The sequence below is a fragment of the Marinomonas sp. NPDC078689 genome, from assembly GCF_044542435.1.
Taxonomy (GTDB): Bacteria; Pseudomonadota; Gammaproteobacteria; order Pseudomonadales; family Marinomonadaceae; genus Marinomonas; species Marinomonas arenicola.
In genome coordinates this window covers 63,729-81,395 of sequence record NZ_JBITUJ010000008.1, presented here as the reverse complement: position 1 = coordinate 81,395, position 17,667 = coordinate 63,729, and the positions used below count along the sequence as shown (strand labels likewise).

Genomic DNA, 17,667 nt, shown 5'->3' with positions numbered 1-17,667 from the left:
CGTTTCAAATGAGTGTTTAATTTTAGTGGGATGTGTGTGTGATTTTTGACCGTCAAAAAATGACAGGGCAGTTTAAAGGAGCGGTCGCTGGGAATTTAGGGATCCCGATTTTACTACTGTCTCTTTTGGCAATGATGATATTGCCGGTTCCCGCTTTTCTGTTGGATGTGCTGTTTACGTTCAACATTGCCTTGGCCATCGTTGTTCTTCTTGTGGCTATTTATTCTTTACGTCCTCTCGATTTTGCCGTTTTCCCTACGGTACTACTGGTTTCCACACTAATGAGGTTGGCGCTAAACGTGGCCTCTACTCGAGTGGTTTTGCTTCATGGTCACGAAGGCCCGGATGCCGCAGGTAAGGTTATTCAAGCCTTTGGTGAAGTGGTTATTGGTGGCAACTATGTTGTGGGCTTCGTGGTTTTCGCCATCTTGATGATCATCAACTTTGCGGTGGTGACCAAAGGTGCTGGACGAATCTCTGAAGTAAGCGCGCGTTTTACCTTGGATGCGATGCCAGGTAAGCAGATGGCGATCGATGCCGATTTGAACGCTGGCATGATTGACGCGGATCAAGCCAAAATACGCCGGTCAGAAATTGCCTCTGAAGCCGAATTTTACGGTTCTATGGACGGTGCCTCAAAGTTTGTGAAAGGGGATGCGGTTGCGGGTCTGCTAATCTTAGGCATCAACATTATTGGTGGTTTGGCGATTGGTATGGCGCAGCATGATTTGACATTTGTTGAAGCAATCCAACGCTACTCATTGTTAACCATTGGTGATGGCTTGGTGGCGCAGTTGCCTTCTTTGATGCTGTCTACCGCGGCGGCCATTATGGTAACTCGAGTGAATGAGTCGGGTGACATGGGCACGCAAGTATTCACTCAGATGTTCGGTTCGCCAAAGGCTTTGTATGTGGCCGCGGCGGTATTGACCATCATGGGGATTGTGCCTGGAATGCCGCACTTTTCGTTCCTTTCACTGGCCTTTTCATTGGGTGGGTTTGCGTATTATTTAGAGTATCGCAAGAAACAAAAAGCCTTGGCTGGCGTGAAAGGGCCGAGTAAGTCGAGCTCTTCCGATGTGGCACCTTCTTCTGAGTCTAAGGACTTGAGTTGGGATGATGTGGCGCCAGTGGATATGTTGGGGCTGGAAGTTGGTTATCGGCTGATTCCACTGGTTGATAAGTCGCAAGGTGGTGAATTGCTGGCCCGAATTAAAGGGGTGCGTCGTAAGCTGTCCCAAGACCTTGGCTTTTTGGTGCCAAGTGTTCATATTCGCGATAATTTAGATTTGATGCCTAATGCCTATCGTGTGACCTTGATGGGGGTGAGTTTGGCAGAAGCCGAAGTGCACCCAGATAAAGATTTGGCGATCGACCCAGGTCAGGTGTTTGGCTCTATTGACGGCATTGCCGGTAAAGACCCTTCGTTTGGGTTGGATGCGGTGTGGATTGACCCGAAAAAACGTGACCAAGCACAAACTTACGGTTATACCGTGGTGGACGTGAGTACTGTGGTGGCAACCCATCTCAATCAAATTATGCACAAACACGCGTATGAATTGATTGGTCATGATGAAGTTCAGCAATTGCTCAGCTTGCTGAAGCAATACAATCCTAAGTTAGCGGAAGAATTGGTGCCAAATACGGTTCCTTTAAGTGTGCTTCTAAAAGTATTGCAGAACCTATTGATCGAAGGTGTGCCATTGCGAGATATGCGCACCATTGCTGAGGCCATTATGGGGGTTCAGCCGAAAACTCAGGACCCTATGGTGCTCACGGCGGCCGTGCGTACAGCGCTTTCTCGAATGATTATTCAGACATTGGCAGATGGCGTAGAAGAGATTCCGGTGCTGACGCTGGACCCTCAATTAGAGAAGATGCTCATGCAAACAGTGCAACAGAGTCAGCAATCTGGCATTAAGAATGAAGAAGCCTTGATTTTAGAGCCAAAAATGGCAGAACAATTGCAAAGCTCTTTGAAAGAATCTGCCGAACAGCAAGAAGCAATGGGCAATACGCCTATCTTGATTGTGTCTGCACCAATACGACCTATGTTGGCGCGCTTTATGCGCTATGGAATGGTAAATATGTCAGTATTGTCTTATCAGGAAGTGCCTGATCACAAAAGAATCACTGTGGTCGGTGTGATAGGTCAATAGTCTGTATTGATTGTAATGATTTACTATCTATATTTATCAAAACCTTTCGGGTAAGCTATGGATTTGTAAGAAAAATAAACTAGAAGGATTGTAGTATTCATGCAAATTAGGCGGTTTCGAGCACCCGACATGCGCCAAGCAATACGGAAAGTCCGTGATGCTGTGGGCCCTGACGCGGTCATTTTGTCGAACCAACGCCTAGCGACAGGGGAAATAGAGATTGTTGCAGCATTGGATTATGACGGCTCTTTGCCTTCTAGTATGGCCGAAAAGAAAGCGTCAACACCTTCTCCTCGTTCTGCCCAAGCGAAGCGACCTGAGCAGAATCAAGACCCGAGTGCAGAATATTTTGAACGTATAGAGCGAGCAAAGCAGTATTCGCCAGCTCAGCCTAGCGCACCAGAACCGCAGGCCGCTTCTTTTGATTTGCCACCATTGCAAGAGGATCAAGAAGATCCGTTAGTGGAAGAGGCGCTGTCGCTAAAAAACCGGGACAACGCGCGTCAGATTCATGAAATGGAACTGGAGCTGCAACACGTTCGAGATATGTTGGAGCAACAGACCGCCGCTAACTCGAAAGTGAATCCGATTGAAGCTCAAGCGAGAGAGAAACTAAAGCGCTTGGGGTTATCTGACACTGTGATATCGCGCCTTTTAGACGATATTGATTTAAAAGGGCGAGAAGACGACTGGAATCGATTATTAGCTCATCTAGCGGATTACATTCCTATTCGTTCTAATAATAATGAATTACAGGGTTGTATTGCTTTTATGGGCCCGACGGGTGTGGGCAAGACCACGTCAATTGGTAAAATTGCCGCCCAACATGTATTGAAGCACGGCTCGGGAAGTGTGGTTTTAGTAACCACAGATACCTATCGAATTGCCGCCCATGAGCAACTTCGGACATTTGGTCGTATACTCAATGTCCCAGTTGAAGTTGTTAATGAGTATTCTGATTTAAACGAAGTGCTGGCAAAGTACTCAGATTATTCATTGGTGCTGGTTGATACGGCAGGGATGAATCCTCGGGATTCTAACCTAGAACGTCAGTTGTTAATGATGAAACGGGCGCGTGTCGGATTAAAGAAATTGCTTGTATTGCCTTGTACTAGCCAACGACAAGTATTGAAAACCGTCATCGATGTGTATTCTCAAGTGCAGTTAGATGGCTGTGTATTGAGTAAACTTGATGAGTCTGCCTCGCTAGGCGAAGCGATTAGTGTGGTGGTAGAGGAAGGGTTACCGGTTGTTTATATCGCTGACGGTCAACGCATTCCAGATGATATTGAGCCTGCACGGGCCCACAATTTAATTAGTCGAGCGGTATATACGGCAGAGCATTATAGTCAACTTTACGGTGCATTAAGATATGGCAGTTAGTAATATGGTGCTTGATTAGGTCAAGCCCCGAGCCAAAGTCTGTAGTACAGTTATTATGTGCATTGGATTCAAATAGTTAAAGGTTGTTTACGCTATAACTTATGCAAACCAAAAACGGATATAACACATACGCTAAAAAAGCGACCTTGTCAGTTGATGCTATTGTTGACCAGTATGGTTATTTAGTTAAAAAAATTGCGTATCATCTGTTGGCTCGCTTGCCAAACAGTGTTGATGTAAATGATTTAACACAAGCGGGAATGATGGGGTTGATTGAAGCCTATAAACGGTTTGAATCAAACAAAGGCGCTAGTTTTGAAACCTATGCTGGAATTCGCATTCGTGGTTCCATTATGGATGAGATTCGCAAAGCAGATTGGGCTCCTCGCTCCGTCAGACGAAATGGTCGTGCCGTATCGGCAGCGATACATGAGTTAGAATCTAAAGTTGGCCGTGATGTAACCGATATGGAAGTAGCGGCTCACATGGCCATTAGCATTGATGAATATCATGACATTATTCATTCATCAATGACCACTCAGCTATTCAGCTATGAAGAAATCATTGAAAGTGACAGTGGTGTCTTGGATGGCATGTCATCGGACGTTAATAGTACGCCCTATGCCATGACAGAAGAGAGTGGCTTTCAGGGGCAGTTGGCGAAAGAGATCGACTTACTCCCAGAAAGAGAAAAACTTGTATTATCTCTTTACTACAATGAAGAGTTAAATTTAAAAGAAATTGGCGCGGTGTTAGGTGTCAGTGAATCTAGAGTCAGTCAAATACACAGCCAAGCCGCGATGCGGTTAAAGGCTCGATTAAGTGACTGGCAGGACTAAATTATGTGTTTTGAAAGACTAACGTTAGAGTGTGGAGGGTGCATTGGATAAAAACATGAAGATCCTGATTGTTGATGATTTCTCGACAATGAGACGTATCATCAAAAACTTACTGCGGGATTTGGGGTTTACCAATACAGTTGAAGCGGATGATGGAACAACAGCGTTGCCGATTCTTCAAGCAGGCACAGTGGACTTTCTTGTGACCGATTGGAATATGCCAGGGATGACTGGAATCGAGTTGCTTCGTGCTGTTCGAGCGGATGAGAAATTAAAAAGCATCCCCGTTCTTATGGTAACGGCGGAAGCGAAACGTGACCAGATTATTGCAGCGGCACAAGCTGGTGTAAATGGCTATGTTGTTAAGCCTTTTACTGCGGTAGCTCTCAAAGAAAAAATTGAGAAAATATTCGAACGAATCGATGCGGCTAAATAAGGACTGTTGATGTCAAAGCAATCTGGATCTGAACTAGGAGATTTTGAAAACTTAGTTAGAGATGGTGCTGTTGATTTATTAAATCATTTGGAGACAGGTGATTTTAGTGGCGCTATTAAGATAATACAGGAACTGAGTGACGCTCGGCACAGTAGCTTTTATAAAGAGGTGGGCACATTAACACGCAGCCTCCATGATGCTATTCGAGATTTTCAAATCGATTCAATGGATTTAGTCGTAGGCGATAAAGCCAGTGATTCTGGAACCAAGATCACGGATGCGTCTGATCGCCTAAATTATGTCATTGAACTAACGAGTTCTGCTGCTAACAAAACCATGGATATGGTAGATAGCAGTATGCCTGTTGCCAGTGAATTGCAGGCTCAAGCAAAAGAATTACGAAAGGATTGGGGCCGATTGATTCAACGTGATCTCACGCCGCAAGAATTTCGTGAGTTATACAAGCGTATTGATGTCTTTTTACAATATGCGGATAACAGTGCCACCGCTTTACACTCCAACCTCAACACCATTCTCTTAGAGCAAGGCTACCAAGATCTTACGGGTCAGGTTATTGCTAGAGTGAATGATTTAATTCGAGATGTAGAAGAACGCCTTGTTCATCTTGTTGCTGTTGCAGGACGCGTTGATAGTATCTCCGGGATTCAATACGAAGAGAAAGAGGCAGAACACGATGACACTCGTGGACATGGCCCAGCTATTAATAAACAAAACAACCCTGAAGTACTAAATAGTCAAGACGAAGTAGACGACTTGCTATCAAGTCTTGGTTTCTAAAAGGAGCTGAGGATGAGTTTCGAGGTCGATGAAGAAATTCTGCAGGATTTTTTGGTAGAAGCTGGCGAACTGCTTGAACAGCTTTCCGAACAATTAGTAGATCTAGAGCAAAACCCAGATGATAAACAGCTACTTAATGCTATTTTTCGTGGTTTTCACACCGTCAAAGGCGGCGCGGGTTTTCTCCAGTTAACCGCTTTAGTAGATTGCTGTCATTACGCGGAAAGTGTGTTTGATATCTTGCGCAATGGTCAGCGTAAAATTGATTCAGAGTTAATGGATGTCGTATTACAGGCGTTAGATGCTGTAAACGAAATGTTTGATACCGTACGGGCAGGTGGTGAACCTGAACGTGCAGATCCTGACTTAATCAGTGCATTAAGTGCGTATGCTGTGCCACCAAGCGAAGCGGAAATGGCGGCAGACGAAGCGCCTGAGGTGAACGACAGTGCAGAGGAAGGGTCTTCTGTGTTGAGTGATGCTTCAGAGCAAGGCGATGCCGTTGAGCACAATGATATTTCTGACGACGAGTTCGAATCTTTACTCGATGCTTTAGGGGGAGGCGATTCTAGCAATGCAGAATCCATACCGTCCGGCGAGGTAACAGGTTCAGATGATATTACCGAAGACGAATTCGATGCCTTGCTTGATCAACTTCATGGTTCAAGTGCACCGGGTATTTCTGCCGAAGAGTCAAAGCCGGCTGAGCCGATTGCTGAGTCGTCTGGTGCCGATGAAATAACAGAAGATGAATTTGAGAAACTGCTTGATCAACTCCATGGTAGTAATGCACCAGGGCAGGTTGAAGAGGCGAAAGAAGCCCCATCTTCAGATAAAGCGGCAGAGGAAAAAGCGTCTGTTTCGACCGAAGGCGACTTGATAACAGAAGATGAATTTGAATCTTTATTAGACAGTTTGCACGGTAAAGGCCAGGCGCCGAAGGCAACCGCTGAGGCGAATGCCGCTGAAACTAAAGCGGAAGCGCCTCAGAAGAAAGCGGAAAAAGCGTCAGCCCCGAAACCTGCTGCTAAGCCAGCGGTTGAGAAAAAACGCACGGAGCCGGTGAAAGAAAAATCGAGCAATTCTCCGGTGACGCAAGAAGCGACGGTTCGTGTAGATACGAAGCGACTTGATGACATTATGAACATGGTTGGCGAGCTTGTCTTAGTTCGAAATCGCTTGGTACGTTTAGGCCTACAAAGCGAAGACGAGTCTATGGGCAAAGCGGTGGCTAACCTGGATGTAGTGACAGGCGATTTGCAGAACGCGGTCATGAAGACGCGAATGCAGCCGATCAAGAAAGTCTTTGGCAAGTTCCCTCGAGTGGTTCGAGATCTGGCTCGAAACTTGAAGAAAGAAGTCAATCTTGAGCTGCGTGGCGAAGAGACAGATTTAGATAAAAACCTAGTAGAAGCCCTTGCTGATCCATTGGTGCATTTGGTCCGAAACTCGGTTGACCATGGTGTCGAAGTGCCGGATGTTCGTGAAGCCAATGGTAAGCCTCGAGTTGGTCATGTGGTGCTTTCTGCAGAGCAAGAAGGCGATCATATACTCTTGTCCATCGATGATGATGGCGCGGGTATGGACCCTGATGTACTGCGTCGTAAAGCCGTTGAAAAAGGCTTGATGGACATGGACGCGGCAGAGCGTTTGTCGGATGACGAAGCCTTTAATCTGATTTTTGCGCCTGGTTTCTCGACAAAAACTGAAATCACGGATGTGTCAGGACGTGGTGTGGGAATGGACGTTGTTAAAACGAAAATTTCTCAATTGAACGGCACCCTACACATTCAGTCTGTGTTAGGGCAAGGGTCACGCTTTATTATTAAAGTGCCTCTAACGCTGGCGATTATGCCCACCTTGATGGTGACTTTATCGGATCAAGCGTTCGCTTTCCCATTGGTGAGTGTGAATGAAATATTCCACTTAGATCTACAGAAAACCAATGTGGTTGACGGTCAGCAAGTGGTGGTTATTAGGGGGAAAACCCTGCCGATTTTCCACCTGAAAAGTTGGCTGATAAAAGGCGAAGGCAAGCAAACAGAGCCAAAAGAAGCCCATGTGGTGGTGGTTCAAGTTGGCACCAGTGAAGTTGGCTTTGTTGTGGATCAGCTAGTCGGCCAAGAAGAAGTGGTTATTAAGCCACTGGGCAAAATGCTACAAGGCACGGTAGGCATAGCGGGAGCGACAATTACAGGTGATGGTCGTATTGCATTAATTCTCGATGTGCCGAGCATGATCAAAAGCTATGCATCAAGGTAGATAAGATTTTTATTTAGGGGTAGCGCGTTATGCCGGTTAAGGTTCTGGTCGTAGACGATTCAGGTTTTTTTCGACGTCGTCTCGTTGAGATTTTTGAGGCCGATCCTAGGCTGACGGTTGTTGGAACCGCCAATAATGGTCGTGAAGCGGTAGACAAAGTGCAATCTTTGTCGCCTGATGTTGTTACCATGGATTATGAAATGCCGATTTTGGATGGCATTTCAGCGGTGACGAATATCATGAAGTTGAAGCCGACACCGGTTCTCATGTTTTCATCATTGACGCACGAAGGTGCGAAGGTGACATTGGATGCATTAGAAGCCGGGGCGGTTGATTTTATGCCAAAGAATTTCGAGGACATTTCTCGGGATTCTGCGGTGGTAAAACGGACTTTGGTTGAAAGGGTATTGGCGGTTGCTCGTACTCGACTTGCCGGCACGAGAGCGCCGGTTCGTAGTCTAGAACCTAGAGTGGCTCCGAAGCCGATTGTGACCGATCGTGGGGTGATTATTCCTCGCGCACGCAAACGAGTAAGTCTAGTGGCAATTGGTACGTCAACGGGCGGTCCTATGGCCTTGCAGATGGTGTTGAGCAAATTGCCCAAGGATTTTTCAGCGCCATTGGTGGTGGTACAGCATATGCCTGCCGCGTTTACCGGCGCGTTTGCTGAACGGCTCAATAACATCTGTCAGATCACAGTGAAAGAAGCAAAAGATGGCGATCGTCTTTTGCCTGGTGTGGCGTTACTGGCGCCAGGTGGAAAGCAAATGATGGTTGACCCACGCAACGGTGGTTGTGTGCGAATACTAGAAGGCGATGAGCGACTTAATTATAAACCCTCCGTGGATGTAACATTTGGCTCTGCCTCAAAATGTTATCCGGGAAAAGTCCTTTCCGTGATTATGACGGGGATGGGGGTAGACGGTCGAGAAGGGGCTCGCATGCTGAAAAGCTCTGGGTCGACCGTTTGGGTTCAAAGTGAAGCGTCGTGTGTTATTTATGGTATGCCGATGGCGGTTGAGAAGGCGAACCTTGCGGATGACATCATAGACCTTAATCATATTGGTGAACGAATTGCTCGTGAGGTTTCTTAGTGGATTTTGTCACCTTAGCAGGACTGTTACTCGCTTTTAGCTCGGTTTTTCTAGCGAATTGGTTAGGTGGAGGGGAAGTTGTTCTTCTTCTTAACCTGCCTTCCGCTATTATTGTCATTGTTGGAAGTGTTGGCGCCACCTTAATGCAGAGTAGTATTCAAGATGCTCTGCGCGCCTTTTATCTTGCTAAGTGGAGTCTGTTTCCACCTGTTTACGACTTTTCGTTTGCCAGAGCTTACCTTATTGAGCTGGCGCAAAAAGCCCGCCGTACTTCTTTATTTTCCTTAGAGTCTGACATAGCCTCCTTTCCGAACCCTTTTGCTGCCCGTGCTTTGCAGATGGCAATTGATGGCACTGACCCTGAATTATTAGCCGATCGCTTGCACGATGAAGCGAACCGGATTCATGATAAACGCATGGCAAGTGTCCGCTTTTTAGAATCGATCGGCGGGTATGCGCCGACCTTAGGTATTATGGGATCGGTACTGGGTCTGATTCAGGCAATGGCGAATTTAGACAGCCCGTCTGCGCTCGGCCATGGTATTGCGGTGGCGTTTGTGTCAACGCTATACGGACAAGGGTTTGCTAACCTAGTTATTTTTCCTATCTCTAAAAAATTGTCTTCTTATGTCGATCAAGAGCTGCTTTACCATCAGTTAATTATTGATGGTGTGCATGGCATAGCAACAGGCAAACACCCACAACGTTTAGACATAGAGTTGAATAGTTATGAGTGATGAAGGGGCTCATTCCTCACGTCGTCGGCGAGTGCGCAGAAGCAGCGCTTCTGATGGCGCGCAAGGAAGAGACCGCTGGATTCTTTCGTACGCTGACTTTATCACCTTGCTGTTTGCTTTCTTCGTTGCCTTATATTCAATTTCTCTAAAAACACAGGGCAATGATCGACGCCTGACAGAGACGCTCAATGGGGTCTTTGATGCGGTGCAAAAGTCCGTTAAGCCAATCAATATTGGTCAGCCGATTATTGGTGAGCCCAAAGATCAAGATGCCGTGGATGCGCAGCCGATACCTTCTAATCCTCCTAATATGGAAGTAAAAGCCCCAGATCCAATTCCAGAGAGCGGTGTCCCTCAGCCAACAATCTATGATGTATTAGATCGCGTCATCAGCAGCGACTTTCAATCGTTGCAGCAGTCAGGGCAAGTCTCCATCACAGAGTCACCGCAATGGGTTAATTTGGAGTTGAAATCCGCCCTGTTATTTGGGGAAGGTGAGTATCAGCTGACGAATGAAGCGGTGGCGTTATTGATCGTCATTAGTAATATTTTAAAAAGCTACCCAGCCCCTATTTTAGTGGATGGTAATACCGATAATCTTCCCGTCACATCGCAGCGTCTTATCTCAAATTGGCATTTGTCCAGCTTAAGAGCGTCTTCGGTGGTAGAGGAGCTTGTTTATCGAGGCGTTGACCCTAAACTTATTGCGCCGATTGGTTTCTCTAGTGAGCATCCGAAGGTGCGCAATAGCAGTGATGCTGCGCGTCAGCAAAATCGACGCGTCGTACTTAGGATTAGTAAAACGCAGGCGGCAAATCTATATGATTACTTGTTTAAGTAGTCACTTACTGTATATGATTGCAATGAAATAGTAAGCAAAATAACAGCATAGGATCTCAGGGGACTCAGAGTGCACATTTGGGCAGTGGCAAATCAAAAGGGAGGGGTAGGCAAAACCACAACAGTGGTTTCCTTAGCTGGCCTATTGGCAGATGCCGGAAACAGAGTATTAATGATCGATTTGGATCCACATGGCTCATTAACCAGTTATTTTCGCTTTGATCCAGATTCTATAGAGCACAGTGCTTATGACCTTTTTCAGGTAAATGGCAAAATCCCTAATAGCCTACCTGGACAGCTTATTTTAGAAACAGGCCATCCGAATTTATCATTGTTGCCATCCTCGACGGCACTTGCAACGCTTGAGCGTCATGCTCAAGCCCAAGGTGGTATGGGCTTGGTGATGTCTAAAACTCTGGCCATTTTATGGGACGATTACGATTATGTCTTGATCGATAGCCCACCGGTACTGGGTGTGTTGATGATCAATGCGTTGGCGGCTTGTCAAAAGTTGGTGATACCAGTACAAACAGAGTTTTTGGCGATAAAAGGCTTAGAGCGAATGGTTCGTACGCTGACGATGATCAATCGTGCGAGAAAGCGTCCGGTACCGTATATTATCGTGCCAACCTTGTTTGATAGAAGAACCCAGGCATCCAATAAAAGCTTACGTAGCTTGAAAGATACCTACGATGAATTGGTCTGGCATTCTGTGATTCCTGTAGACACAAAATTAAGAGATGCGAGTACGGCAGGGGTTGCTCCGTCAGCATTGGACGCGAATGCTCGGGGCGTGAAAGCTTATGAGAGTCTTATGAGCACCTTACTGAATCCGGCGGATTAGACCAGGGTTATGAAAGAGACGAAAACGAAAGACAGTATGATTGCTCCGCAGCTTGCGGTGCAGCGCTATTTAGATGATTTACTACAAGAAGCGACCATTGATGAGTCGCCGGCTGAGGTAAATGATCAAGCTACAGACAATACGGCTGGGTCTGATGACGACGTATTATTAGAAGAGGAACCGTCAGACGACCATCTTGATCATTCGATAGATGCTTCCTTTGCGGATTTTGAAGCCGCCATCGCCAATATGCCGGATGAACGCTTGCCAGTGAGCGAACAAGACGCTGACACTGTTAATGAGCCAGAGCCAGAGCCAGAGCCAGAGCCAGAGCCAGAGCCAGAGCCAGAGCCAGAGCCAGAGCCAGAGCCAGAGCCAGAGCCAGAGCCAGAGCCAGAATTGCGTACTAGCGTTGCAAAAACAGAACCTTTGCCTTGGGCAACCGGACGTTTTGAATGCTTACTGTTTTATGTCGGCGGTTTAAAAATGGCAGTGCCATTGATTGAACTTGGCGGTATTTTCCAAAGCAGCGATGAGAAGTTAACGTCTATTTTTGGTCAGCCAGATTGGTTTATGGGTGTTGCTAATGTGGGAGATTTTAATCTACGCTGTGTGGACACCGCCCGTTGGGTTATGCCGAATCATTATAAAGGCGAGCTCAAAGAGCATTTTAAATTTGTGATTCAGCTCGATCGATCCGACTGGTCATTAGGGTGTGAGCGAGTTGCAGAGGCAATTTCTTTGCAGCCATCACAAGTGAAATGGCGTAGTGATAGAAGCAAAAGACCCTGGTTGGCGGGCACTGTGATCGACCACATGTGTGCCATACTGGACGTACAAGGGTTTATTGAATTGTTAGATGATCCAGATAATGGCTTTAAAAAGCCGCTTAAATAACAGTGTATTAATTGTTTGATGATCTTGAGGAATGAGTGTGACAACAACAGGTAGAGCACTAAAAGAGTCTAAGCAAGCAGAAGACCCAATGTTGCAATGGGTGACGTTTCGATTGGAAAATGAAACCTACGGCGTCAATGTTATGCAGGTCAAAGAGGTGTTGCGTTATACCGATATTGCACCGGTACCGGGCGCACCGAGCTTTGTTCTTGGTATCATTCATTTGCGTGGGACTGTGGTGACCGTAATGGACACTTGTCAGCGATTTGATTTGCCTTCAGGCGAAATCACTGACACCACTCGCATCATGATCTTAGAAGTAGAAGGGCATGTCGTTGGGATCTTAGTGGACGCGGTTTCTGAAGTGGTGTACTTACGCCAGTCAGAAATAGAAGTGACACCAAATGTCGGTAATGATGAAGCATCGAAATTTATTCAAGGTGTGTGCCATAAAAATGATACCCTGCTTATTTTAGTGGACCTTGATAAACTTCTTTCTGAAGATGAATGGTCTGAAATAGGCTCAATGTAAGTTCGAAGGTAGCAGCACCCAATGGAATCTCAATGGTTATTTAACCTTCTGCTCATTCTGCAATTTGTCATGTTATTGGCATTGGCGGTGTGGGCGATGCGTTTATCGAAGCGCATTAAACAGATGAATATTCAGCACCAAAATGAAACGGTGAACCAAAAGAAACAGGTGCAGGTATTGGCATCAGGTTCGATTGGCATGGGACGACGTTTGGTGGCCATTGAGAAAAAACTAAACATGGCGGTTGAAAGGCAGTCCGAACTTCTTTCGAAAGAAGGCAGCGTTTCTTATAATCGTGCCATGGAGCTGTTAGAAATGGGCGCAACGATCGACGACCTTGTGTCTAAATGTGGCTTAATACGAGCCGAGGCTGAGTTGATTAGCCTATTGAAAAAAGAGTCACGACATAACTCTGATTACCATTAATTAACGCGTCTCGCCATTTTTGGATTTTAGTTTTGTGGCCAGTTATTTTTAATATTATGGGCAAAGGCAATAATCTCGGCGACCGCTAGATATAATGCTTCCGGAATTTCTTCACCGAGCTCAAGAGTGCTTAACATCTCGACTAGCTCAGGGCTTTGGTGAAGCACCACATCATTCTCTTTGGCAACCGCCATGATACGTTCCGCTAAATAACCAGAGCCTTTGGCGGCAATGGTTGGGGCTAGGCTGTAGTCATACTTCAGAGCGACGGCTTTTTTCATTAGGTCCTCACATCGATTAACGAGGTTTGAGTAGGGCTTTTTAGCTTATCTTCTGACAACGTTGTCTGAAACACGTCGAGCCTTTGTACTTCAATATTCTTCTCAATAAGCTGTTGTTTCAAGTCTGCCATTTGGTGTTTGATAGCTGCTATTGTTACTGCGTCTTCGGCGGCAAATAAGATGCCGACTTTATTTTCCTGAATTCCGGCCCTTGCCTCGAATCGTCCTGTTTCTTCAAAATCAAAGTTAAGTTTTACTAACCAGCGTCGTTCATGATCCTGTGCGTTGTCATCTTGTGCCTCTTGATCTATTTGTAATTGCACTAGACTGGTGTTCTGGTGGTCCTTGATCGGCAGTTCTATGTACAAGGGGTACGTTTGCGCATTGACCTGATTAAGGTCTGAAAAATGCCGCAATTGGTTTGTGGTGATTCGTTCAATAGCGTTGGCGACTTGTTCGGTTGGGAAGTTGGAAGAACGTTGGCTCAGCGAGTCATTGGTCGCGTTCTCCAATCGAGTTAGGTTCATCTTAAGGTCTGTATTCAGAGCGGCTGCATTGGTGTTTTTTAATAAGGATTCAGAAAATTGGCCGCTGGTTTGAATCGCTTGCTTCATAGCGTCAGGAGATTGAGTGAGTTGCTCTAGGGCGGGCAGGCTTTGGATTAACTGAGCAAGCGCCCGTTGTGATTGAGGAGATAAGGACGCCGGTGAGGCATTATGGATGGCCTGCAACTGCTTGATCAGTTGAGCCATTTCAGGTGCTGACAATTGCTGAGGTAAACTTTGTTTTAAAGCATCAATTTGTGGTGGTGTTGTTGCCAGTTTACTTGGGATGACTTGCAGCTGATTGTTTGCATCGAGCAGAACTCGAATTTTTTCGCCTGGTTGCAGAGGTGTTTGGCTGGCGATTTGAAACTGATTGTGTCCATCAGAAACTTGCGTTAGATGACTGCCATTGCTGTTGGTTGAGGCCGCTAAAGTCGTTAAGGTGATCATGCGTGACGCAACACTGAGGTTATTGATTGTGCTGTTTACGCCATTTGGTTTGTTATCCGAGAACGTTAAGCTGGCTTGGTTTTGCGCTGCGCGTGTGAGTGTGGCGGTTTGTTGACCGTCAACGGCTATTCTTGGGCCAGTATTGATCAAGGTAATTGGCTGTTGCTGGCTTGTTGTTACACTCAGCAGTTGGGCGGGTTTTCCTTGAAAGGATAAGGTCTCGCTGCCTTGAACCCGTATCAGGCTTAACTCTTTGATTAATTTGATTTCACTTTGCAATTGGCTGATGGTGCCGGTCTGCGCAGTTAAGCTTGAAGGCGCCTTATTTGATAGAGCTTGATGGTTGGTGCTTTTGATATCAGGAATCATTCTGCATTCCGCTCGTTCGTTATTTTAAGACGTTTCACATATAATGAAGACGTTTTAGCGCTTGCTTCAATGCGATTAAGCGGCGCTTATTATTTTATCGGCCCACATGGACATATCTTTTGCATTCTGTTGCTACTTTAACCATATCAGATTTATGGGTTGAACGAGGAGAAAGCGATCTGCTGAATGGATTGTCTTTTTCTGCTCGATCGGGTGACCTTGTTCATATCACCGGGGCAAATGGTGCGGGTAAAAGTACGTTTTTCAAAGCGCTTTTAGGTTTGCTGCCAATATTGAGTGGCAGCATGACATTTAATGGTGAATCCTTGGCGCAGGGACGTCATCGTTTTCTTAATAATGTGCTCTATATTGCTCACTCTGCTGGGTTGAATAGCGCGCTCAGCGTGCTTGAAAACCTACGTTGGTATGCGCCAGATTGTACCCAGGATAAGATCGAGCAGGTGCTAACAAGGTTATCCTTAGCCGCGTTTTCTGAGACTCAGTTGCAAGCTCTGTCAGCGGGGCAAGTACGACGAGTCGCATTGGCTCGCCTCTGGTTATCGGAAAAACAAATTTGGTTACTGGATGAGCCCTTTACGGCTTTGGATCAGACTTTAATTGGTTTATTGGAAGAAAAAATGGCGGCTCATGTGGCATCGGGCGGCATGATTATTTTGGCCTCGCATTTACCCTTAACGAACCTTCCATATTTGCAAGTGGAATTGTCGCCGTGACCTATTTTTCGTTTTTCAAAGCCGAATGCTTAGCGCTTTTTTACACCAAACAACGTGTTGTAAATGCCTTGCTTTTTTTTGTGATGGTGGTGGTGTTGTTTCCGTTAGGGATTGACCCTTCTGCTGAGTTTTTATCGCCTGTTGCAGGTGGTATTATCTGGTGTGCTGCCGCCTTGTCTGTGGTGATTTCTGTCGAAAGTATGTACAAAGAAAGCTACTTGGATGGCACATTAACTCAGCTGATTGTGAGTGGTTTGTCATTGCCTTGGCTGATCTTAATCAAGGTGGGCGTTTATTGGGGGGCCATGATGCTTCCCTTGTTATTGCTAACACCAGTGTTTGCACAGATGCTGTTTTTGCCATCGGATAGCCTGTTTATGCTACTCGCCACTTTGTTGCTCGGTACGCCTGGGTTGTTTCTGATTGGCAGCATCGGTGCCGCTCTGACCGTATCGTTAAGGCAGGGGGCTATGTTGATGGTATTACTGATACTGCCTTTCTATTTCCCGATTATTATTTTCTCAACAGCGGCGATTAAAGCGATGCAGCTTGGTTTACCTTATGGTGGTTTGTTAGCGTTGTTGGGGGCTATTTCATTATTAGCGCTGGTGGTGTCGCCAGTGATGACTTCTTTGTGTATTAAAGCGAGTGTGCGTTAATGAACTGGATCTGGTTTCATAAATTAGGGTCGCCTAAATGGTTTTACCAATGGTCTAGTAAGTGGGCTTTGCCCGTATTTTCTATGGGTTTACTGGCGATGTTGGTTGGCGTTGGGTGGGGCTTAGGTTTTGCACCGACCGATTACCAGCAGGGCGACACTTATCGAATTATTTATCTGCATGTTCCGGCCGCCGTGTTGGCAGAGTCTTGCTACCTCTCTTTGGGGGTTGCGGGTTTTGTGTATTTGGTTTGGCAAATGAAAATGGCGCCCATATTCATCAAGTCGATGGCGCCGATTGGTGCCGCGATGGCCGCCATTGCGTTATTGTCAGGGGCTATTTGGGGCAAGCCAACATGGGGCACTTGGTGGGTGTGGGATGCACGGCTGACCTCTGTTCTTGTTTTGTTCCTCTTATATATGGGTATTATTGCCCTGCAAAACACCTTAGAGGACGCGGCTTTAGCCAACCAAGCAACGGCGATTGTCAGTGTGCTTGGGCTGATCAATTTGCCGATTATTAAGTACTCGGTGAACTGGTGGAACACATTACATCAACCAGCGTCGTTTAGTTTGACCGAAAAACCTGCGATGCCGATGGAGATGTGGCTGCCCTTACTGATCGCCGTTATTGGGTTTTATTGCTTAGTGGCTGGGCTTGTGATGTGGCGTATGCAATCTGAGATTCTGTTGCGTGAGCGTCGTACTCAATGGGTGAAGGAAAAGGTGATGAATCATGGCGTTTAATAGTCTGGCTGATTTCCTGACAATGGGAACTCATGGGGCGTTTGTGTGGTCAACTTACGGCTTGGTTTTGTTGATCTTGGCAAGCTTGATATTGAATACTGTCCAGGGTCGCCGCAAGGTGATTCGACAACTAAAAAAACGTTATTTAAGAGAGTCTGATTCCTAGTGCACGCCATCCGAAAAAAGCGCCTTATTACGCTTGCTGTTATTCTTTTTATTCTCAGTGCCGCTCTTGGTTTGGTTCTGTATGCGCTTCAGCAAAACATTAACTTATTTTATTCACCGACCCAGATTGCGCTAGGCGAAGCGCCTGAAAATACGACGATACGCGCAGGCGGTATGGTTGTAAAAGGCAGCGTAAAGCGCGATGCCAATACACTGGCTGTCACCTTTGCCGTCACCGATTTTAAGCATTCTGTGCAGATCCAATACCAAGGCATACTCCCTGATTTATTCCGCGAAGGCCAAGGCATAGTTGCCCAAGGGAAAATGCTCAGTAATGGTGTGTTTTCTGCGTCCCAAGTGCTGGCTAAGCACGATGAAAAATACATGCCACCAGAAGTGACAGAGGCGTTAGAAAAAGCGCAGCAACAAACCAATCCTACTTCCTCATCTACTCTTGAACGTTAGGCTTTT

The 17,667-nt window shown here is 46.2% G+C and carries 20 protein-coding genes; 18 read left to right on the top strand and 2 right to left on the bottom strand.

Annotated elements, in window-relative coordinates; all coding sequences use genetic code 11:
• Positions 1-38: 38 nt before the first annotated feature.
• From flhA to ACIGBN_RS13485, 13 genes are all read left to right on the top strand, one after another.
• Entirely contained in the window at positions 39-2,159 is a 2,121-nt protein-coding gene (gene flhA / locus ACIGBN_RS13545; protein WP_396666024.1) for a flagellar biosynthesis protein FlhA, read from the top strand.
• 99 nt (positions 2,160-2,258) lie between these two features.
• Positions 2,259-3,542: a flagellar biosynthesis protein FlhF gene (gene flhF / locus ACIGBN_RS13540; RefSeq protein WP_133004158.1), complete on the top strand. Its 1,284-nt coding sequence runs from the start codon at positions 2,259-2,261 to the stop codon at positions 3,540-3,542.
• Between the two features lie 101 nt (positions 3,543-3,643).
• Positions 3,644-4,381: an RNA polymerase sigma factor FliA gene (locus tag ACIGBN_RS13535; RefSeq protein ID WP_133004157.1), complete on the top strand. Its 738-nt coding sequence runs from the start codon at positions 3,644-3,646 to the stop codon at positions 4,379-4,381.
• 43 nt (positions 4,382-4,424) lie between these two features.
• Positions 4,425-4,817, top strand: a complete 393-nt coding sequence (gene cheY / locus ACIGBN_RS13530) for a chemotaxis response regulator CheY (RefSeq protein ID WP_133004156.1) — start codon at positions 4,425-4,427, stop codon at positions 4,815-4,817.
• 9 nt (positions 4,818-4,826) lie between these two features.
• On the top strand, positions 4,827-5,615 hold the full coding sequence (locus ACIGBN_RS13525) for a protein phosphatase CheZ (RefSeq protein WP_133004155.1): 789 nt from the start codon (positions 4,827-4,829) through the stop codon (positions 5,613-5,615).
• Between the two features lie 12 nt (positions 5,616-5,627).
• Complete coding sequence (locus ACIGBN_RS13520) at positions 5,628-7,877, top strand: chemotaxis protein CheW (RefSeq protein WP_396666021.1); 2,250 nt, start codon at positions 5,628-5,630, stop codon at positions 7,875-7,877.
• A 29-nt stretch (positions 7,878-7,906) separates the two neighbouring features.
• Positions 7,907-8,971 carry a chemotaxis response regulator protein-glutamate methylesterase gene (locus tag ACIGBN_RS13515; protein ID WP_133004153.1) on the top strand — a complete coding sequence of 355 codons (1,065 nt, stop codon included), beginning with the start codon at positions 7,907-7,909 and terminating at the stop codon, positions 8,969-8,971.
• Positions 8,971-9,708 carry a flagellar motor protein gene (locus ACIGBN_RS13510; RefSeq protein WP_133004152.1) on the top strand — a complete coding sequence of 246 codons (738 nt, stop codon included), beginning with the start codon at positions 8,971-8,973 and terminating at the stop codon, positions 9,706-9,708. The genes ACIGBN_RS13515 and ACIGBN_RS13510 overlap by 1 nt, the downstream gene beginning before the upstream one ends.
• Positions 9,701-10,549 (top strand): OmpA family protein, encoded by an 849-nt coding sequence (locus ACIGBN_RS13505; protein ID WP_396666019.1) that lies wholly within the window; start codon positions 9,701-9,703, stop codon positions 10,547-10,549. The genes ACIGBN_RS13510 and ACIGBN_RS13505 overlap by 8 nt, the downstream gene beginning before the upstream one ends.
• Before the next feature lie 69 nt (positions 10,550-10,618).
• The gene (locus ACIGBN_RS13500) at positions 10,619-11,392 is read left to right on the top strand and encodes a ParA family protein (protein ID WP_133004150.1); all 774 of its coding nucleotides are present in this window, start codon (positions 10,619-10,621) and stop codon (positions 11,390-11,392) included.
• A gap of 9 nt (positions 11,393-11,401) precedes the next feature.
• Positions 11,402-12,289 carry a chemotaxis protein CheW gene (locus tag ACIGBN_RS13495; protein ID WP_396666017.1) on the top strand — a complete coding sequence of 296 codons (888 nt, stop codon included), beginning with the start codon at positions 11,402-11,404 and terminating at the stop codon, positions 12,287-12,289.
• An 88-nt stretch (positions 12,290-12,377) separates the two neighbouring features.
• Complete coding sequence (locus tag ACIGBN_RS13490; RefSeq protein ID WP_243712054.1) at positions 12,378-12,821, top strand: chemotaxis protein CheW; 444 nt, start codon at positions 12,378-12,380, stop codon at positions 12,819-12,821.
• Between the two features lie 21 nt (positions 12,822-12,842).
• Positions 12,843-13,247 (top strand): DUF2802 domain-containing protein, encoded by a 405-nt coding sequence (locus ACIGBN_RS13485; RefSeq protein ID WP_133004148.1) that lies wholly within the window; start codon positions 12,843-12,845, stop codon positions 13,245-13,247.
• A gap of 26 nt (positions 13,248-13,273) precedes the next feature.
• Here ACIGBN_RS13485 and ACIGBN_RS13480 read toward each other — a convergent pair whose 3' ends face one another.
• Together ACIGBN_RS13480 and ACIGBN_RS13475 are read right to left on the bottom strand one after the other, a co-directional pair.
• The gene (locus ACIGBN_RS13480) at positions 13,274-13,528 is read right to left on the bottom strand and encodes an EscU/YscU/HrcU family type III secretion system export apparatus switch protein (RefSeq protein ID WP_133004147.1); all 255 of its coding nucleotides are present in this window, start codon (positions 13,526-13,528) and stop codon (positions 13,274-13,276) included.
• The gene (locus tag ACIGBN_RS13475) at positions 13,528-14,892 is read right to left on the bottom strand and encodes a flagellar hook-length control protein FliK (RefSeq protein ID WP_341565139.1); all 1,365 of its coding nucleotides are present in this window, start codon (positions 14,890-14,892) and stop codon (positions 13,528-13,530) included. The genes ACIGBN_RS13480 and ACIGBN_RS13475 overlap by 1 nt, the downstream gene beginning before the upstream one ends.
• 119 nt (positions 14,893-15,011) lie before the next feature.
• Here ACIGBN_RS13475 and ccmA point away from each other — a divergent pair, with 119 nt between their 5' ends.
• Genes ccmA through ccmE form a run of 5 tightly spaced genes read left to right on the top strand, consistent with a single transcriptional unit; the run spans position 15,012 to position 17,661 of the window.
• Complete coding sequence (gene ccmA / locus ACIGBN_RS13470; RefSeq protein ID WP_396666014.1) at positions 15,012-15,626, top strand: cytochrome c biogenesis heme-transporting ATPase CcmA; 615 nt, start codon at positions 15,012-15,014, stop codon at positions 15,624-15,626.
• Positions 15,623-16,285: a heme exporter protein CcmB gene (gene ccmB, locus ACIGBN_RS13465; protein WP_133004144.1), complete on the top strand. Its 663-nt coding sequence runs from the start codon at positions 15,623-15,625 to the stop codon at positions 16,283-16,285. The genes ccmA and ccmB overlap by 4 nt, the downstream gene beginning before the upstream one ends.
• Complete coding sequence (locus ACIGBN_RS13460; protein ID WP_396666012.1) at positions 16,285-17,031, top strand: heme ABC transporter permease; 747 nt, start codon at positions 16,285-16,287, stop codon at positions 17,029-17,031. The genes ccmB and ACIGBN_RS13460 overlap by 1 nt, the downstream gene beginning before the upstream one ends.
• Complete coding sequence (gene ccmD / locus ACIGBN_RS13455) at positions 17,021-17,197, top strand: heme exporter protein CcmD (protein WP_133004142.1); 177 nt, start codon at positions 17,021-17,023, stop codon at positions 17,195-17,197. The genes ACIGBN_RS13460 and ccmD overlap by 11 nt, the downstream gene beginning before the upstream one ends.
• Positions 17,197-17,661 carry a cytochrome c maturation protein CcmE gene (gene ccmE / locus ACIGBN_RS13450; RefSeq protein WP_133004141.1) on the top strand — a complete coding sequence of 155 codons (465 nt, stop codon included), beginning with the start codon at positions 17,197-17,199 and terminating at the stop codon, positions 17,659-17,661. The genes ccmD and ccmE overlap by 1 nt, the downstream gene beginning before the upstream one ends.
• Positions 17,662-17,667 lie beyond the last annotated feature (6 nt).

Coding starts and splice junctions, on each gene's coding strand:
- flhF (WP_133004158.1), top strand. CDS start 2,259: ATGCAAATTAGGCGGTTTCGAGCACCCGACATGCGCCAAGCAATACGG.
- ACIGBN_RS13535 (WP_133004157.1), top strand. CDS start 3,644: ATGCAAACCAAAAACGGATATAACACATACGCTAAAAAAGCGACCTTG.
- ACIGBN_RS13525 (WP_133004155.1), top strand. CDS start 4,827: ATGTCAAAGCAATCTGGATCTGAACTAGGAGATTTTGAAAACTTAGTT.
- ACIGBN_RS13520 (WP_396666021.1), top strand. CDS start 5,628: ATGAGTTTCGAGGTCGATGAAGAAATTCTGCAGGATTTTTTGGTAGAA.
- ACIGBN_RS13515 (WP_133004153.1), top strand. CDS start 7,907: ATGCCGGTTAAGGTTCTGGTCGTAGACGATTCAGGTTTTTTTCGACGT.
- ACIGBN_RS13505 (WP_396666019.1), top strand. CDS start 9,701: ATGAGTGATGAAGGGGCTCATTCCTCACGTCGTCGGCGAGTGCGCAGA.
- ACIGBN_RS13495 (WP_396666017.1), top strand. CDS start 11,402: ATGAAAGAGACGAAAACGAAAGACAGTATGATTGCTCCGCAGCTTGCG.
- ACIGBN_RS13490 (WP_243712054.1), top strand. CDS start 12,378: ATGTTGCAATGGGTGACGTTTCGATTGGAAAATGAAACCTACGGCGTC.
- ACIGBN_RS13485 (WP_133004148.1), top strand. CDS start 12,843: ATGGAATCTCAATGGTTATTTAACCTTCTGCTCATTCTGCAATTTGTC.
- ACIGBN_RS13480 (WP_133004147.1), bottom strand. CDS start 13,528: ATGAAAAAAGCCGTCGCTCTGAAGTATGACTACAGCCTAGCCCCAACC.
- ACIGBN_RS13475 (WP_341565139.1), bottom strand. CDS start 14,892: ATGATTCCTGATATCAAAAGCACCAACCATCAAGCTCTATCAAATAAG.
- ACIGBN_RS13460 (WP_396666012.1), top strand. CDS start 16,285: ATGAACTGGATCTGGTTTCATAAATTAGGGTCGCCTAAATGGTTTTAC.
- ccmD (WP_133004142.1), top strand. CDS start 17,021: ATGGCGTTTAATAGTCTGGCTGATTTCCTGACAATGGGAACTCATGGG.